General features: G+C 62.9%; 16 protein-coding genes and 1 tRNA gene. 3 read left to right on the forward strand and 14 right to left on the reverse strand.

The features are described from left to right. Nucleotides 1-65 precede the first annotated feature (65 nt). From ASE52_RS20630 to ASE52_RS20650, 5 genes are all read right to left on the reverse strand, one after another. Nucleotides 66-533, reverse strand: a complete 468-nt coding sequence (locus ASE52_RS20630) for an NUDIX domain-containing protein (protein ID WP_057229641.1) — start codon at nt 531-533, stop codon at nt 66-68. Beyond that, nucleotides 526-1,398 (reverse strand): ATP-binding protein, encoded by an 873-nt coding sequence (locus tag ASE52_RS20635; RefSeq protein WP_057228875.1) that lies wholly within the window; start codon nt 1,396-1,398, stop codon nt 526-528. The genes ASE52_RS20630 and ASE52_RS20635 overlap by 8 nt, the downstream gene beginning before the upstream one ends. Nucleotides 1,399-1,455: 57 nt before the next feature. Further along, a complete protein-coding gene (gene argJ, locus ASE52_RS20640; protein WP_057228877.1) occupies nt 1,456-2,685 on the reverse strand; it encodes a bifunctional glutamate N-acetyltransferase/amino-acid acetyltransferase ArgJ in 1,230 nt (409 codons plus the stop codon). Between the two features lie 96 nt (nt 2,686-2,781). Continuing rightward, nucleotides 2,782-5,535, reverse strand: a complete 2,754-nt coding sequence (gene secA, locus ASE52_RS20645) for a preprotein translocase subunit SecA (RefSeq protein ID WP_057228879.1) — start codon at nt 5,533-5,535, stop codon at nt 2,782-2,784. A gap of 137 nt (nt 5,536-5,672) precedes the next feature. Beyond that, complete coding sequence (locus tag ASE52_RS20650; RefSeq protein WP_010462031.1) at nt 5,673-6,656, reverse strand: M23 family metallopeptidase; 984 nt, start codon at nt 6,654-6,656, stop codon at nt 5,673-5,675. Nucleotides 6,657-6,687: 31 nt separating this feature from the next. On the opposite strand from ASE52_RS20650, the gene ASE52_RS20655 reads away from it, so the two are divergent. After that, a complete protein-coding gene (locus ASE52_RS20655) occupies nt 6,688-6,987 on the forward strand; it encodes a hypothetical protein (RefSeq protein ID WP_057228881.1) in 300 nt (99 codons plus the stop codon). 44 nt (nt 6,988-7,031) lie between these two features. Here ASE52_RS20655 and ASE52_RS20660 read toward each other — a convergent pair. From ASE52_RS20660 to petA, 6 genes are all read right to left on the reverse strand, one after another. Then, nucleotides 7,032-7,107 (reverse strand) — tRNA-Thr (locus ASE52_RS20660). 51 nt (nt 7,108-7,158) lie between these two features. Next, nucleotides 7,159-7,710, reverse strand: a complete 552-nt coding sequence (locus ASE52_RS20665) for a ClpXP protease specificity-enhancing factor (RefSeq protein ID WP_057228883.1) — start codon at nt 7,708-7,710, stop codon at nt 7,159-7,161. 49 nt (nt 7,711-7,759) lie between these two features. After that, nucleotides 7,760-8,371 (reverse strand): glutathione S-transferase N-terminal domain-containing protein, encoded by a 612-nt coding sequence (locus ASE52_RS20670; protein ID WP_007854512.1) that lies wholly within the window; start codon nt 8,369-8,371, stop codon nt 7,760-7,762. A 110-nt stretch (nt 8,372-8,481) separates the two neighbouring features. Then, on the reverse strand, nt 8,482-9,243 hold the full coding sequence (locus ASE52_RS20675; protein WP_010462043.1) for a cytochrome c1: 762 nt from the start codon (nt 9,241-9,243) through the stop codon (nt 8,482-8,484). Nucleotides 9,244-9,260: 17 nt separating this feature from the next. After that, on the reverse strand, nt 9,261-10,676 hold the full coding sequence (locus ASE52_RS20680) for a cytochrome bc complex cytochrome b subunit (protein ID WP_010462045.1): 1,416 nt from the start codon (nt 10,674-10,676) through the stop codon (nt 9,261-9,263). Nucleotides 10,677-10,687: 11 nt separating this feature from the next. Next, nucleotides 10,688-11,287 carry a ubiquinol-cytochrome c reductase iron-sulfur subunit gene (petA, locus tag ASE52_RS20685; protein WP_035197058.1) on the reverse strand — a complete coding sequence of 200 codons (600 nt, stop codon included), beginning with the start codon at nt 11,285-11,287 and terminating at the stop codon, nt 10,688-10,690. Nucleotides 11,288-11,432: 145 nt separating this feature from the next. On the opposite strand from petA, the gene mscL reads away from it, so the two are divergent. After that, nucleotides 11,433-11,864 carry a large conductance mechanosensitive channel protein MscL gene (gene mscL, locus ASE52_RS20690; protein ID WP_057228885.1) on the forward strand — a complete coding sequence of 144 codons (432 nt, stop codon included), beginning with the start codon at nt 11,433-11,435 and terminating at the stop codon, nt 11,862-11,864. Between the two features lie 179 nt (nt 11,865-12,043). Here mscL and pdxA read toward each other — a convergent pair whose 3' ends face one another. Both pdxA and ASE52_RS20700 read right to left on the reverse strand, forming a co-directional pair. Further along, nucleotides 12,044-13,072 (reverse strand): 4-hydroxythreonine-4-phosphate dehydrogenase PdxA, encoded by a 1,029-nt coding sequence (pdxA, locus tag ASE52_RS20695; RefSeq protein ID WP_057228887.1) that lies wholly within the window; start codon nt 13,070-13,072, stop codon nt 12,044-12,046. A gap of 94 nt (nt 13,073-13,166) precedes the next feature. Then, nucleotides 13,167-13,928: a Nif3-like dinuclear metal center hexameric protein gene (locus ASE52_RS20700; RefSeq protein WP_057228889.1), complete on the reverse strand. Its 762-nt coding sequence runs from the start codon at nt 13,926-13,928 to the stop codon at nt 13,167-13,169. A gap of 123 nt (nt 13,929-14,051) precedes the next feature. Between ASE52_RS20700 and ASE52_RS20705 the strand changes: the two genes are divergently transcribed. After that, the gene (locus tag ASE52_RS20705) at nt 14,052-15,203 is read left to right on the forward strand and encodes a trypsin-like peptidase domain-containing protein (RefSeq protein ID WP_057228891.1); all 1,152 of its coding nucleotides are present in this window, start codon (nt 14,052-14,054) and stop codon (nt 15,201-15,203) included. Nucleotides 15,204-15,427: 224 nt separating this feature from the next. Here the strand turns inward: ASE52_RS20705 and tatC are convergent, their stop codons facing one another. Beyond that, nucleotides 15,428-16,222 carry a twin-arginine translocase subunit TatC gene (gene tatC, locus ASE52_RS20710; RefSeq protein WP_010462055.1) on the reverse strand — a complete coding sequence of 265 codons (795 nt, stop codon included), beginning with the start codon at nt 16,220-16,222 and terminating at the stop codon, nt 15,428-15,430. Nucleotides 16,223-16,226 lie beyond the last annotated feature (4 nt).

The following is a 16,226-nucleotide window of genomic DNA, read 5'->3' on the forward strand; positions in this document are numbered from 1 at the left end:
AAAAACTGGGCCCTAGCGCTTATCGGTCAAGCGCGCATAGCTATTAAGTCAATAGCAAACCACATTCACTCTGGCGAAGACTCCAGGCCACGCTCCTCAGCGAGCCACTGCAGCACCGGGTAGGCACCAGGCAACACCGGCGCCACTGTCAGCGGCATCTGCTGCCACTCCATGGCCTGCCCTTCGCGCATTTCAAACTCACCCGACCACTCCCAGACCTTGCACCAGTGCAGGCGCACCAGGGCATGCGGGTAGTCGTGCTCCGTGATTTTCCAGACGCTCGCAGCACCGATAGTCACCCCCAGCTCTTCAACCAGCTCGCGGCGCAGCGCCTGCTCCACGGTCTCGCCCGCTTCGAGCTTGCCGCCCGGAAACTCCCAGTACCCGGCATAGGGCTTGCCGGGTGGGCGTGTGGAAAGCAGCATGGCGCCATCGGCCCGCAGCAGGATACCCACGGCCACTTCGGTGTGCTTGCGCTCCGTAGCTGCAGCGATTGAAGCTGGCGTCGCGGAGATGGTCGCGGAATCAACCATCGTGGCGCCCCGCATAGTCACGTGCAAACTGGTAGGCCACACGGCCACTGCGCGAGCCACGCTCCAGTGCCCAGACCAGCGCCTCGGCCCGGGCCGCTGCAATCGCAGCTTGGGACACCCCAAAGGAGGCCAGCCACTGGGCGACGATGGTCAGGTACTCCTCCTGGCTGAAGGGGTAGAAGCTCACCCACAGGCCAAACCGCTCCGACAGTGAAATTTTTTCTTCCACCACTTCGCCGGGGTGCACTTCGCCATCTTCGGTATGGGTGTAGGTGAGGTTTTCGGCCATGTATTCCGGCAACAGGTGGCGCCGGTTGCTGGTGGCGTAGATCAGCACATTCGGCGTGGCGGCGGCCACCGACCCATCCAGGATCGACTTGAGCGCCTTGTAGCCGGGCTCGCCATCTTCAAAGCTCAAGTCATCGCAGAAGACGATGAATTTCTCAGGCCGGTCGGCCACCACATCCACGATGTCTGGCAGATCCACAAGGTCCGCCTTGTCCACCTCGATCAGGCGCAGGCCCTGCCCCGCGTACGCATTGAGGCAGGCCTTGATGAGCGACGACTTGCCGGTGCCGCGCGCCCCCGTCAGCAGCACGTTGTTCGCGGGCTTGCCCTGCACAAACTGCTCGGTGTTGCGCTGGATCTTTTCCTTTTGCCCGTCGATCTCCTTGAGATCGGCCAGCTGCATCGCAGCCACATGGCGCACGGGCTCCAGGGAGCCATGGCCGCTGCTGCGCTTGCGGTAGCGCCAGGCAATGGACGAGGACCAATCCGGCGCTCCGAGGGGCTGGGGCAGCACAGACTCGATGCGGGCGATCAATTGCTCGGCCCGTTCGATCAGATGTTCGAATTTTTGATTCATTTTGGGGCCTGGCGCTTATTCATCATGCGCCAATAGCTATCAAAATAAGAGCGCCGCTCACGAACGGTAGTCCGCGTTGATGGTGACGTATTCGTGGCTGAAATCGCAGGTCCACACCGTGTCGGACGCATCGCCCCGGCCTAGCAGCACGCGCACCGTGATCTCGCTTTGCTTCATCACGCGCTGACCGTCCTCCTCACGGTAGGCAGGGTTGCGGCCGCCCTGGATGGCCACATGCACGTCGTCCAGGTACAGGTCGATGCCCGTCTGGTCGAGGTCGTCGATGCCTGCGTAACCCACCGCCGCCAGGATACGGCCCAGGTTCGGGTCGCTGGCATAGAACGCGGTCTTGACCAGCGGCGAGTGGGCAATGGCGTAGGCCACCTTGCGGCACTCTTCACCGGTCTTGCCACCTTCTACCTGAACGGTGATGAACTTGGTCGCGCCCTCACCGTCGCGCACGATGGCCTGGGCGAGCTTTTGCGATACCGCCAGCATGGCGGCCTTGAGGGCCTGGCCCTCGGCGCTGTTCAGCGAGGTGATGGGGGCATGCGTGGCTTTGTTGGTGGCCACCACCACAAACGAGTCGTTGGTGGAGGTGTCGCCATCGATGGTGACGCGGTTGAACGAACCATCGGCCAGCTCGCGGGCCAGCTGCTGCATCACTCCAGGGGCCACGCAGGCATCCGTCGCCATAAAGCCCAGCATGGTGGCCATGTTGGGCCGGATCATGCCCGCGCCTTTGCTGATGCCGGTGATGGACACGGTGGCACCACCAATCTGCGCCTGTGCCGAGAAAGCCTTGGGCAGGGTGTCGGTGGTCATGATGCCCTCGGCGGCGCGTGCCCAGTGGCCCGTCTGCGCGTCAGCGATGGCAGCGGGCAGGCCAGCCTCAATGCGGTCGTTGGGCAACGGCTCCATGATCACGCCGGTGGAAAAAGGCAGGATCTGCTCGGGTGCCACGCTGAGCTGGCGCGCGAGGGCAACGCAGGTGGCGCGCGCACGCACCAGGCCATCCGCACCCGTACCCGCGTTCGCGTTGCCAGTGTTGATCAGCATGGCGCGAATGGGCTGCCCACTGGCAAGGTGGTCGCGGCTGATCTGCACCGGCGCGGCGCAAAAGCGGTTCTGCGTGAACACACCCGCCACGCTGGCGCCCTCGTCCAGCAGGAACACGGTAAGGTCCTTGCGGTTGGCTTTGCGGACACCGGCTTCGGCAACACCGATGCGGACGCCAGCTATCGGGTGCAGATCGGCGGCAACGGGGGCGACTAGATTGACGGGCATGGAGGTCCTTCTCAAAAAACTGCGGCCGATTATCCGGAAAACCGTGGCACGCCAATGAAAACACGGGCCGAAGCCCGTGTTGTGTGGATCAGGAAATCAGGCGAGTTTGCCGTGGCACTGCTTGTACTTCATGCCGCTGCCACAAGGGCAGGGATCGTTGCGGCCCACGCGCACGCCCTCTGGCAGCGCCAGACCCTGTGTCTGAGCGTCCACCGTGGTTTCGACCTCCCCGGTTTCCGTGGGCGCTGTGTAGGTCACGTTGGCAATGCTTTCGCCGCGGTTTTCCATCTCTTGCGCTGCCTGGTCCAGCTGCTCCTGCGACTGCACCTGCACAGTCATGAGGATCTTGGTCACTTCGTTCTTGACCTGGTCGATCAACTGGCGGAACAGCTCGAAGGCCTCGCGCTTGTATTCCTGCTTGGGCTGCTTTTGCGCATAGCCGCGCAGGTGGATTCCCTGGCGCAGGTAATCCAGCGCAGAGAGGTGGTCACGCCAGTTGGAGTCGAAGCTCTGCAACAGCACCATGCGTTCAAACTGCGTGAAGTTCTCCCGCCCGACCTGCTCCACTTTGGAGTCAAAGGAGGCATGGGCCGCGGCCAGCACCTTCTCCAGGATCTCGTCGTCGGTGATGGCACTGGCGCCCTGCACCACCTGCTGCAAGGCAATCGATACCTGCCACTCCTCGGCCAGCACCTTCTCCAGAGCGGGGAGATCCCACTGCTCTTCCACCGACTCGGAGGGCACATACTGGCGCACCAGATCGGTCATGCAATCTTCGCGCATGGCGGCGATCACGTCCGACAGGTCGGCTGCATCCAGAATGTCGTTGCGCTGCTGGTAGATCACCTTGCGCTGGTCGTTGGACACATCGTCGTACTCCAGCAACTGCTTGCGGATGTCGAAGTTGCGGGCCTCCACCTTGCGCTGTGCCGACTCGATGCTGCGCGTCACGATGCCGGCTTCGATGGCCTCGCCATCGGGCATCTTCAGGCGGTCCATGATCGCCTTGACGCGGTCGCCCGCGAAGATGCGCATCAGCGAATCGTCCAGGCTCAGGTAAAAACGTGAGGAACCGGGGTCGCCCTGGCGGCCCGAGCGGCCGCGCAGCTGGTTGTCGATGCGGCGCGACTCATGACGTTCGGTCGCAATGATGCGCAGGCCACCGAGCTCCTTGACCTTCTCGTGGTCGATCTTCCACTGCTCGCGCAACGCAGCCACCTTGTCGGCGCGTTCGGCTTCTGACAGAGCTTCATCGGCTTCGATGGCCGCCACATCTTTTTCAATGTTGCCGCCGAGCACAATGTCGGTCCCACGACCGGCCATGTTGGTGGCAATGGTGATCATGCCGGCACGGCCGGCCTGGGCCACGATGTCCGCCTCGCGGGCATGCTGCTTGGCGTTGAGCACCTGGTGCGGCAGGCCTTCCTTGTTCAGGAGCTGGTCGATGATTTCAGAATTCTCGATCGACGTCGTGCCCACCAGCACGGGCTGGCCGCGCTCATGGCATTCACGGATGTCCTTGATGGCCGCTTCGTACTTCTCGCGCGTGGTCTTGTAGACGCGGTCAAGCTGGTCGTCCCGGCGGCTGGGGCGATTGGGCGGTATCACCGTGGTTTCCAGGCCGTAGATTTCCTGGAACTCGTAGGCTTCCGTATCGGCCGTACCGGTCATGCCGGCGAGTTTGTTGTACAGGCGGAAGTAGTTCTGGAACGTGATCGATGCCAGCGTCTGGTTCTCGGCCTGAATGTTCACGCCTTCCTTGGCTTCCACGGCCTGGTGCAGGCCTTCGCTCCAGCGGCGACCCGACATCAGGCGGCCGGTGAACTCGTCCACGATCACGATCTCACCGTTTTGCACCACGTAGTGCTGGTCGCGGTGGTAGAGGTGGTTGGCACGCAGCGCGGCATACAGGTGGTGCATCAGCGTGATGTTGGCCGGGTCGTACACCGAGGCGCCCTCGGCGATCAGTCCCTGGCTGGCCAGGATGCGCTCGGCACTCTCATGGCCCTGTTCGGTCAGGAACACCTGGTGCGTCTTCTCATCCAGCGTGAAGTCACCCGGCTTGGTCACACCCTCACCCGTGCGGGGGTCGGCTTCGCCTTCCTGGCGCACCAGCAGCGGCACGACCTTGTTCATGGCGATGTACATCGCCGTGTGGTCTTCGGCCTGACCACTGATGATCAGCGGCGTGCGGGCCTCGTCGATCAGGATCGAGTCCACCTCATCGACGATGGCGAAGTTCAGGCCCTGCTGCACGCGGTCCCGCGCTTCGTAGACCATGTTGTCGCGCAGGTAGTCGAAGCCGTATTCGTTGTTGGTGCCGTAGGTGATGTCGGCACGGTAGGCTTCCTGCTTTTGCTCGCGCGGCATGTTGGGCAGGTTGATACCCACCGTCAGGCCCAGGAAGTTGTACAGCCGGCCCATCCACTGCGCATCGCGGTTGGCGAGGTAGTCGTTGACGGTCACCACATGCACGCCCTTGCCCGACAGGGCATTCAGGTACACGGGCAAGGTGGCGGTGAGGGTCTTGCCCTCGCCCGTCCGCATTTCGGAGATCTTGCCAAAGTGCAATGCCATGCCCCCCAGCAGCTGCACATCAAAGTGCCGCATCTTCATGATGCGCTTGGAGCCCTCTCGCACCACGGCAAAGGCTTCGGGCAGGATGTCATCCAGCGATTCGCCCTTGGCCACACGCTCCTTGAACTCCTGCGTTTTGGCCTTGAGCTGCTCGTCCGACAGCTTCTCGTAGTCGGGCTCCATCGCATTGATGCGGGTCACCGTCTTGCGGTACTGCTTGAGGAGCCGGTCATTGCGGCTGCCGAATAGTTTGGTGAGGAAGTTGGTGGCCATGCGAACAGGACCGCCGGGCCGCTGCAAATCAGCGCGCCAAGCGACCGAAATCCCTAAGATGAATTGAGTTCAGGTGGGTGCATCGCCAAGGATTGCAAGCACTGCAATCCCGGGCTGTGAACACCGGACCCGCGATTTTACCTGCCCGCTGCGGGCGTGGACGACTGGCTGGGCGATGCGCGCGGCTGGACCGAGGCGACCTGCGCCCCCGCAGCCGTGCCACCAGCACTCAGAAACTTCTGCGGGTCTTGGAAAACACCTTGTACCAGCACCTCAAAATGAAGGTGGGCCCCAGTGGAGCGCCCCGTGGTGCCCACCTCGGCAATCTTCTGTCCTCGCCGCACGATGTCGCCCTGCTTGACCAGCGTCCGGGACGCGTGGGCATAGCGTGTGACCAATTGATTGCCATGGTCCACCTCGATCATGTTTCCATAGGCGGGGTGATACTCCTGCGTCATCACCACCCCACCGGCAGCAGCCAGGATGGGTGTGCCCGTATCTGCCTGAAAGTCCAGGCCCGTGTGCAAGGCCGATTGGCCGGTGATAGGGTCTACACGCCAGCCAAAGGCCGAACCAGGCGCCCGCCCCGTGACAGGTGCGTGGGTGGGGATCATCTTCTTGCGGATATGCTGATCGAAGAGGCGCGATTCGAGCACGGTCATCAGATCTACGCGCTGGTTGGTCAGGCGCTCCAGCTCATCGAGCGTGGACTGCAACTCCTCCATGGACAGGTTCCGTGCGCTCACCAGCACACCTCCCCGGGCATCGGACTTCTGGATATCGGCGGGGGCCATGCCTGCAAGGCCCAGCACGCGGTCACCGAGCGACTCCAGCTGCACCATGCGCGCCTGCATTTCACCCACGCGGCGGGCCATCGCATCCAGGTTGGCCCGCATGAAGCGGTCTCGCTCGGCAAACTCGTCCTTGACGACCAGCCGCACCAGCGAGCCGACAATGGGCCAGCCCTCGCGCGCGCCTTTGAGAAAGACCCAGTGGTAAAGCGTCGCAGCGACCAGCATGAGGCACAGTGACAGTCCCAGCCCCGCCAGAACCAGGCGCGTACCCGACAAGTGAATGGCCCGGCTGCGGGCCAGACGGGCGTCCGTGATAATCAGATGCACTACGAATTCTCCACGCCCGAAGACGCACACCATGAACCGCCGCCACTACGCCGTCAGCCTGCAGCAGGCCAGCGAGGACTCTCCCACGCTGGCGAAGCTCACAGCGCTGACACGCGACTCCAGTGATCGGCTCAAGGCCATTGAAATGCTGATTCCCGCAGCGCTGCGACCAGCGATCCAGGCAGGTCCCATCGATGGGGACTCCTGGTGCCTGCTGGTCAAAAGCAATGCCGCAGCGGCAAAAATACGCCAGTTGCTGCCTGCTTTGCAGGCGCATTTGCGCAGCCGGGGGTGGGAGGTTAACGCGATTCGCCTGAAAGTTCAAACCTGACGGCCTACGCCAGGGGCAGGGAATGCGAGAGAGACCAGGAAAACTGGTGCCGGTTGTCGGAATCGAACTGACGACCTACCGCTTACAAGGCGGGTGCTCTACCAACTGAGCTAAACCGGCGAAGGCTGCATTTTATCGCGGAAAAAGCAGCCTCAAAAAATACCAGAGCCGTTATTTGACCCGCTTGAGGGACGGCCGCACTCCGCCTGCAGCAGGGGGCGGCCGAGGCGCATCGCCGCCCTCCTCGCCATCCTTCTTGCCATCATCGGTGGGTACCAACTGAACCACGCGGTCCTCCGGGACCGACGGCGCCATACTCGCCGCCACGGATTCGGAAGAAGCCAAGGTATCGGCCAGCACAGGTGCCATGCCCCCAGCCCCCCCACTACCGGCCAACACATCCACCGGTGGCGGGAACGCCATGCCCTGGCCGTTCTCACGGGCATAGATAGCAATCACACGCCCCACCGGCACGAGAATCTCTCGCGGCTTGCCACCAAACCGCGCCTTGAATTCGATGAAATCGTTGCCCAACTGCAAGGCGCTCGTCGCATCAAAACTGATGTTCAGGACAATCTCACCATCCTTCACATACTCACGCGGCACCTGAACGGAATCATCGACACGCACCGCCACATAGGGCGTGAGCCCATTGTCGGTGCACCACTCGTACAAGGCACGAATGAGGTACGGGCGCGTGGACGTTGATTCCTGTGCGGTCATGGAGGTGAAAGGCAACGGCTGTGAATAGGGGAATGGGGCAGGCCGCAAGTTACTTGCGCATGACCTTCTCGGACGGGGTCAACGCCTCAATGTAGGCAGGGCGCGAGAAGATGCGCTCGGCGTACTTGAGCAGCGGGGCAGCGTTCTTCGACAGATCGATGCCGTAGTAGTCGAGGCGCCACAGCAACGGGGCAATCGCCACGTCGAGCATGGAGAAGTTGTCGCCCAGCATGTACTTGTTCTTGAGGAACACGGGAGCCAGTTGCGTCAGGCGGTCACGGATGTGCGCTCGTGCCTTCTCCAACGCCTTTTCGTTGCCCTTGGTGGCCCGCGATTCGAGGATATTCACATGCACGAACAGTTCCTTCTCGAAGTTGAGCAGGAACAGACGCACGCGCGCGCGGTCCACCGGGTCGCCAGGCATGAGTTGCGGGTGGGGGAAGCGCTCGTCGATGTACTCGTTGATGATGTTCGACTCGTACAGGATCAGGTCGCGTTCGACCAGGATAGGCACCTGACCGTACGGGTTCATCACACTGATGTCTTCGGGCTTGTTGTACAGGTCCACATCGCGGATTTCAAAGTCCATGCCCTTTTCGAACAGGACAAAACGGCAGCGGTGGGAGAAGGGACAGGTCGTACCCGAGTAAAGCACCATCATGGTGGGAGGCTCCTAAAAATCAAAAGAGTGGGAGCCCAAAGCGCCCACTCTACAAACAATCCGGCGGCACCCCGAAGGGCGCCTTCTCATGGATCGACGGCTTGTGCTGCTTACTTCACATCCTTCCAGAAGGCTGCGTTCAGCCTCCAGGCGATGACGGTGAAAACACCGAGGAAGATCAGCACCCACACGCCAACTCGGACGCGGGTGTTCTGGGCAGGTTCACCCATCCATTGCAGGTAGTTCACAAGATCGCCCACGGTCTGGTCAAACTGCAGCGGGGTCATCGAGCCTGGCTTGACCTGCTCCCAGCCCTTGAAGACCTGGGTCTTGTGGCCGTGGCTTTCGTGCTCTTCGAACACAGGGCGGCGGTCGCCCTGCATTTCCCACAGCACATGGGGCATGCCCACGCTTGGGAAGGCAAGGTTGTTCCAGCCCGTGGCCTTGGTCTCGTCACGGTAGAACGTGCGCAGGAAGGTGTAGAGGTAGTCGGCACCCGTGCCACCGTGGCCGGCGCGCGAGCGTGCGATCACGGTCAGGTCGGGCGGGTTGGCGCCGAACCATTCTTTGGCCTGCTTGGGATCGATGGAGGCCTTCATGGTCTCGCCGACCTTGTCGGTCGTGAACAGCAGGTTGTCCTTGATCTGCTGCTCGGTCAGACCGATATCGCGCAGGCGGTTGAAGCGCATGAACGCAGCCGAATGGCAACTCAGGCAATAGTTGACGAACACCTTGGCACCGTTTTGCAGGGAAGCCAGGTCGTTGGTCTTGTTGGGTGCCTTATCCCAGGCGATGGTGTCACCACCCGAGGCGTGTGCAGCACCTGCCACGAGACCCACTGCGGCGATCAGCGTGAGGATGAGTTTCTTCATTGTTGTTGTCTCCAGGCTCAGTGCGCCACAAAGGTCACGCGGTCGGGCACGGGCTTGGTCTTGCCGATGCGGCTCCACCAAGGCATCAGCAGGAAGAAGCCGAAGTAGAACAGCGTACCCACCTGCGATACACGCTCGCCGATAGCTGACGGAGGCTGCACGCCCAGGTAGCCCAGGATGAGGAAGATGATCACGAAGATGCCGTACAAGTACTTGTGCCAGTCAGGGCGATAGCGAATCGACTTGACGGGGCTGTAGTCCAGCCAGGGCAGGAAGAACAGAATAATCACGGCACCACCCATCACCACCACGCCCCAGAATTTGGCGTCGATGGACAGCATCATCGCGATCACCGCGATGGCCGCAACGGCAATGCCCGCCTTGACGAAGCTGGGCAACTTGGCCTTGAGGATGCCAAAGCCTGCGCCGGCCACCACGCACAGCACCAGCACGTACATCATCTCGGTGGTGATGGCACGCAGCATCGAATAGAACGGCGTGAAGTACCAGACCGGTGCGATGTGCGCAGGCGTCTTGAGCGGATCGGCAGGGATGAAGTTGTTGTATTCGAGGAAGTAGCCACCGAACTCAGGGGCGAAGAACACCACCGCCGTGAACGCCATCAGGAACATGCTCAGCGCAAAGATGTCATGCACCGTGTAGTAGGGGTGGAACGGCACGCCATCCAGGGGCTTGCCATTGGCATCCTTGGGGGCTTGCGGGCCCTTGATTTCCACGCCGTCGGGGTTGTTGGAACCGACATCGTGCAGCGCCAGCAAGTGGGCCACCACCAGGCCCAGCAGCACTAGCGGCACGGCGATCACGTGGAAGCTGAAGAAGCGGTTCAGCGTGGCATCGCCCACCACGTAGTCGCCACGGATCAGCAGCGCCAGGTCAGGGCCGATGAACGGGATGGCAGCGAACAGGTTCACGATCACCTGGGCGCCCCAGTAGGACATCTGGCCCCAGGGCAGCAGGTAGCCCATGAAGGCCTCGGCCATCAGGCACAGGAAGATCGCGCAACCAAAGATCCAGACCAGCTCGCGCGGCTTGCGGTAGCTGCCGTAGATGAGGCCCCGGAACATGTGCAGGTACACCACCACGAAGAACGCGGAAGCGCCCGTGGAGTGCATGTACCGGATCAGCCAGCCCCAGGGCACATCGCGCATGATGTACTCGACCGAAGCGAACGCCAGACTGGCGTCGGGCTTGTAGTGCATGACCAGGAAGATGCCGGTCACGATCTGGATCACCAGCACCACGAGGGCCAGCGAGCCGAAGATGTACCAGAAGTTGAAATTCTTCGGAGCGTAATACTCCGACATGTGCACCTTGTAGGCGTCAAAGGCCGTGGGGAACCGGTTTTCGAACCAGTTCGTGACCTGGGCGCTGATCGGGGCGTTGGGAGAGATTTCTTTGAATTCGTGGGCCATGTCGTTCTCCGTCAAGCCTTCTTGTCTTCACCGATCACGAGGCGCGTGTCGGACAGGTACATGTGCGGAGGGACTTCAAGGTTGTCAGGCGCGGGCTTGTTCTTGAACACGCGGCCAGCCATGTCGAACGTGGAGCCGTGGCAAGGGCACAGGAAACCGCCCTTCCAGTCGTCGGGCAGCGAAGGCTGAGCACCGGTCTGGAACTTGTCGGAGGGCGAGCAACCCAAGTGCGAACAGATGCCCACACCCACAAAAATCTCTGGCTTGATCGAACGCGCTTCGTTGCGCGCGTACTCGGGGGTCAACTCGGAGGGCTTGCGCTCCGACTTGGGGTCCGCCAACTGGCCGTCGAGCTTGGGCAGTTCGGCAAGCTGCTCGGGGGTGCGCTTGATGATCCAGACGGGCTTGCCGCGCCACTCCACGGTGAGCTTCTCGCCCGGCTTGAGGGCGGAAATATCGACCTCGACGGCAGCCCCGGCGGCTTTGGCGCGCTCGGAGGGCTGAAAAGTACTCACGAAAGGTACGGCGGTTGCCACGCCGCCCACCGCACCAGCACAGCCGGACGCGATCAGCCACGTCCGTTTGCTGGAGTCGATTGGAGTGTCACTCATGGGGATCCTCGATGAACATCGCTAGATTGGGGTCAACCGCGAATTGTAGCGGAGTGAAAATGGTTATTTCAAAGTGAGGGACTGTCTTGACAGGGCACCGCGCCGGGCAATACTCCGGCATCACCATTCAAACAAGGAGCACACCATGGGGATGATGCAAGAGTTCAGGGAATTCGCGGTCAAGGGCAATGTGATTGATCTCGCCGTGGGCGTGATCATTGGGGGGGCATTTGGCAAGATCGTGGATTCGGTGGTGTCCGACCTGATCATGCCGGTGGTGGGACTGGTGTTCGGCAAGCTCGACTTCTCCAACCTTTTTGTGGTGCTGGGCACGGCGCCGCCAGGCACGGCCATGACACTGGATGCGCTCAAAAAAGCAGGCGTGCCGGTGTTTGCCTACGGCAACTTCCTGACCGTAGCCGTGAACTTCATCATTCTGGCGTTCATCATCTTCATGATGATCAAGCAGATCAACCGCCTCAAGCGCGAAGCCCCCGCGCCCGCCCCTGAAGCCCCGGCCGCACCCGCCGAGGACATCGTGCTGTTGCGCGAGATCAGGGACAGCTTAAGGAAGTAAACACCCCCTGAGTCGCTTCGCGCCTTCCCCCTCTCTCGCATGGCGGCGCCATGCGGGAGGGGGACGCCCCCAGCGCGGCGGGGCGGCCCTTGCGCGGGGGCGCTGGCCCAGGGCGCGCCAATGGCACAGGCTGCGCGCATCCCGTAACCGGGGTGACGTGCAGCAGAAACACCGACCCGCTACGCGGACAGCTGGCGCGCCATGCGCACCGCCTCGATGAGGCTGGCCGCATCGGCCACACCCTGCCCCGCAATGTCAAAGGCCGTGCCGTGGTCAGGGCTGGTGCGCACCAAGGGCAGGCCCAGCGTCACATTCACCCCCTTGTCCACGCCCAGGTACTTCACCGGGATCAGCCCCTGGTCGTGGTACATGGCAATCACCACATCGAATTCGCCCACACGCTGCGGCGTGCTGCGCGCGCGCATGAACACCGTGTCGGGCGCAAAAGGGCCGTGCACATCCAGCCCCTGCGCGCGCGCGGCGACCATCGCCGGCGCAATCACCTCGGCCTCCTCGCCGCCAAACAGCCCGCCCTCGCCCGCGTGGGGATTGAGCCCCGCCACCGCGATGCGCGGCGCCCGGCCCAAACTGCGCACCAGGGCGGCGTGCGTGATCAGCAGCGTCTGCAGGACGTTGTCCGTGGTGACCGCGGCAATGGCCTCACGCAGCGACATGTGGATACTGACCAACACGGTGCGCAGCTCGTCGCTGGCGAGCATCATGCGCACAGGCATTTGCGCCAACGCGACCCCCTGGTGTGCGGCGGCCTCAGCCTGCAGCAGCTCGGTGTGGCCCGGAAACGCCACGCCCGCGGCCGACAAGGCCTCCTTGTGCAACGGCGCTGTGACCAGCCCCGCCACCTCGCCCCGCAGCGCTGCCCGCGCGGCCCAGACCACACTGTCAGCGGCGGCGCGGCCCGCAGCGGCACTGACCAGACCCCAGGGTTGCGGGCCAGGAATGCCCGGCAGCTGCAGCACCGGAACACAGCGGGGCGGCACCTCCAGCACATCGGTGGGCGCGGTGATCTGCGCCACGGGCACCATCGGCACCCCGGGGCGCACGATGGCCTGCGCCGCGCGCCGCAGAGTGGCGACATCGCCGACCACGAAGCAGCCCGCCAAATCGGCCGGTGCATCGCGAAATGCCTTGGCCACAATTTCGGGGCCGATGCCTGCAGGGTCACCCTGGGTGATGGCGAAGGACTTCATGGCAGTTTTATTTCAGAGAAAAAGGCTTCAGCGCTTTACCAACATGCATTGCAAGCTATTGTTTTAATAGCAAATAAGAAAACACCACCCACCATCAGGCAGGATTGTCGATCTCGATGAACTGGTGGCTCAGCCCGAACTGCCCTGCAACCTGCGCCGCCACCGCAGGCGCGCCATAGCGCTCGGTCGCGTGGTGCCCCGCGGCAATGAAGCCCACCCCCATCTCCCGGGCCAGATGCGCCTGGGGCTCTGAAATCTCGCCCGTGATGAACACGTCCGCCCCGGCCGCAATCGCCGCCTCGAAGTAGCCCTGCGCACCACCCGTGCACCAGGCCACGCGGCGGACAGCCCGCTGTGCGGCGGCGCCTTCTGGCGGCACCCAGGTGACGGCACGGCCCAGGACCTGCGAGGCATGGTCTGCCAGTGCCTGCCCATGGGCAAACGCGGCAGGCCCGGCAAAGCCCAGATCGTTCTCGCCAAACCGCGCGTCGGCCACCAGGCCCAGCACACGGCCCAGCTGGGCGTTGTTGCCCAGTTCAGGGTGCGCGTCCAGGGGCAGGTGGTAGGCAAACAGGTTGATGTCATGCGCCAGCAGCAGTTGCAGCCGCTGCTTCATCCAGCCCGTCACGCGGCCGTCCTGCCCGCGCCAGAACAGGCCGTGGTGCACGAAGATCGCGTCGGCGCGGGCAGCGATGGCCGCCTCGATCAGGGCGCGGCTGGCCGTCACACCACTGACGATGCGCGTGATCTCGGCCTTGCCCTCCACTTGCAGGCCATTGGGGCCATAGTCCTTGAAGCGCTCGGGTTGCAGCAGGCTGTCAAACGCCTGCAGAAGTTCGGGGCGGGAAATGCTCATGCAGCTATTGTCGCGCGTGGCCCGCACCCACACATTGGGAGACAATGCTTTTCTCCGGAAGGCAACCATGGCGCGGGCACCGACGCGCCCCCCTTCTTCAGCCCACCACCTGTACAGAATTTCATGAAACGCATCTGGCTGTTGTTCTCCCAGGCCGTGACGGTGTTCGTTGCGGCCTACTTCGTTGTCGCCACCCTTCAGCCCAGCTGGCTGGGCCGGGGAGCCACCACACGTTCCGGCGCAGGCATTGCGCTGCGGGAAGCCCCGGCCACCACCACCAGCCCGCAACCGGCGGCGGGCAGCTTCAGCGGTGCGGCGCGCCAGGCAGCGCCTGCGGTGGTGAGCATCAATACCAGCAAGGCCGTGCGCCATCCGCGCAGCAACGACCCCTGGTTCCAGTTCTTCTTTGGCGACCAGGGTGCCCAGGCACAGGCCGGGCTGGGCAGCGGGGTGATCGTGAGCCCCGATGGCTACATCCTGACCAATAACCATGTGGTGGAAGGCGCCGACGAAATCGAAGTGACGCTGACCGACAGCCGCCGCGCCCGCGCCCGCGTGATCGGCACCGACCCAGACACCGATCTGGCCATCCTCAAGATCGAGCTCGACAAGCTTCCCGTCATCGTGCTGGGCAACTCGGATGTGCTCGCCGTGGGCGACCAGGTACTGGCCATCGGCAACCCGTTCGGTGTGGGCCAGACGGTGACCAGCGGCATCGTGAGCGCACTGGGCCGCACGCAGTTGGGGATCAACACCTTCGAGAACTTCATCCAGACCGATGCGGCCATCAACCCTGGCAACTCGGGCGGCGCGCTGGTGGATGTGAACGGCAACCTCATGGGCATCAACACCGCCATCTACTCGCGCTCGGGCGGCAGCATGGGCATCGGCTTTGCAATCCCCGTGTCCACGGCCCGCATGGTGCTGGACGGCATCGTGAAGGATGGACAGGTCACGCGCGGCTGGATCGGCGTGGAGCCCAACGAACTCTCGCCCGAACTGGCCGAGACCTTCGGCGTAAAAGCCACAGAGGGCGTGATCATCACCGGCGTGCTGCAGGACGGCCCTGCAGCCCAGGCCGGCATGCGGCCCGGCGATGTGATCGTGCGCGTGGAAGGCAGGAACGTGGGCAATGTGTCCGAGCTGCTGACCGCCGTGGCCGCGCTGAAACCCGGCACTGCGGCGCCGTTCAACGTGCAGCGTGGCGAAAAGATCGTGGAGCTGAGCATCAACCCCGGGGTGCGCCCCCGGCCCCAGCGCAATGTGAAACGGTAAGCCCCCTGAGCCGCTGCGTGTCCTCCCCCAAAGGAGGACGCCTCCAGCGGCCCGGCGAAGCCGGTTCCGTGGTGGCACTGGTATTGGGCACGCGCCAGTTTCCAGGGGCTGCGCGCAGAACATGGCGGCACGGTTGCTGATGCAACCCGTCAGCTATTAAAAATATAGCTGCTAGCGCTTATCCAGAAAGCGCCAGAGTCCATTAAGATCCAAAATTTTCACATTCAGGGGTTGGAAGCCACTTCATCGGCATCTTCCGGCGCCTTGGTGTGCTTGATGAAGATCTGCGCTGCCCAGATGCCCACCTCGTACAGCAGACACATGGGCACGGCCAGCGACAGCTGCGAAACCACATCGGGCGGCGTGACGACGGCGGCGATCACAAACGCGATCACGATGAAATAGCCACGGAATTCACGCAGCTTCTGCACGCTCACGATGCCCATGCGCGCCAGCACCACCACGGCAATCGGCACCTCAAAAGACAGGCCAAACGCAAGGAACATCGACAGCACGAAACTCAGGTAAGCCTCGATGTCTGGCGCGGCCGTGATGCTCTTGGGGGCAAAGCTCTGGATAAAGGCAAACACCTGGCCGAACACCAGGTAGTAGCAAAACGCCACCCCGATGAAGAACAGCAGCGTGCTGGAGACCACCAGCGGCAGCACCAGCTTCTTCTCGTGCGAATACAGGCCTGGTGCCACGAAGGCCCACACCTGCCACAGCACGAAGGGCAGCGCCAGCAAAAAGGCCGACATCAGCAAAATCTTGAGCGGCACCATGAACGGCGAGATCACCGATGTGGCGATCAGCGTGGCGCCCTTGGGCAGGTGCGCCACCAGCGGCGCCGCCAAAAAGTCATACAGCGCGCCTGGGCCGGGGAAGAAAAACAGGATCGCCGCCGCGATGGCGATGGCAATGATGGCCTTGACCAGCCGGTCGCGCAGTTCCATCAGGTGCTGCACAAACGGCTGCTCGGTACCGGCCAGCTCGTCTTCTTGGGAAGGGGTTTCGGACATGTTG

The sequence above is a fragment of the Acidovorax sp. Root275 genome (genome assembly GCF_001428965.1).
In the GTDB taxonomy this organism is placed as follows: Bacteria; Pseudomonadota; Gammaproteobacteria; order Burkholderiales; family Burkholderiaceae_C; genus Acidovorax; species Acidovorax radicis.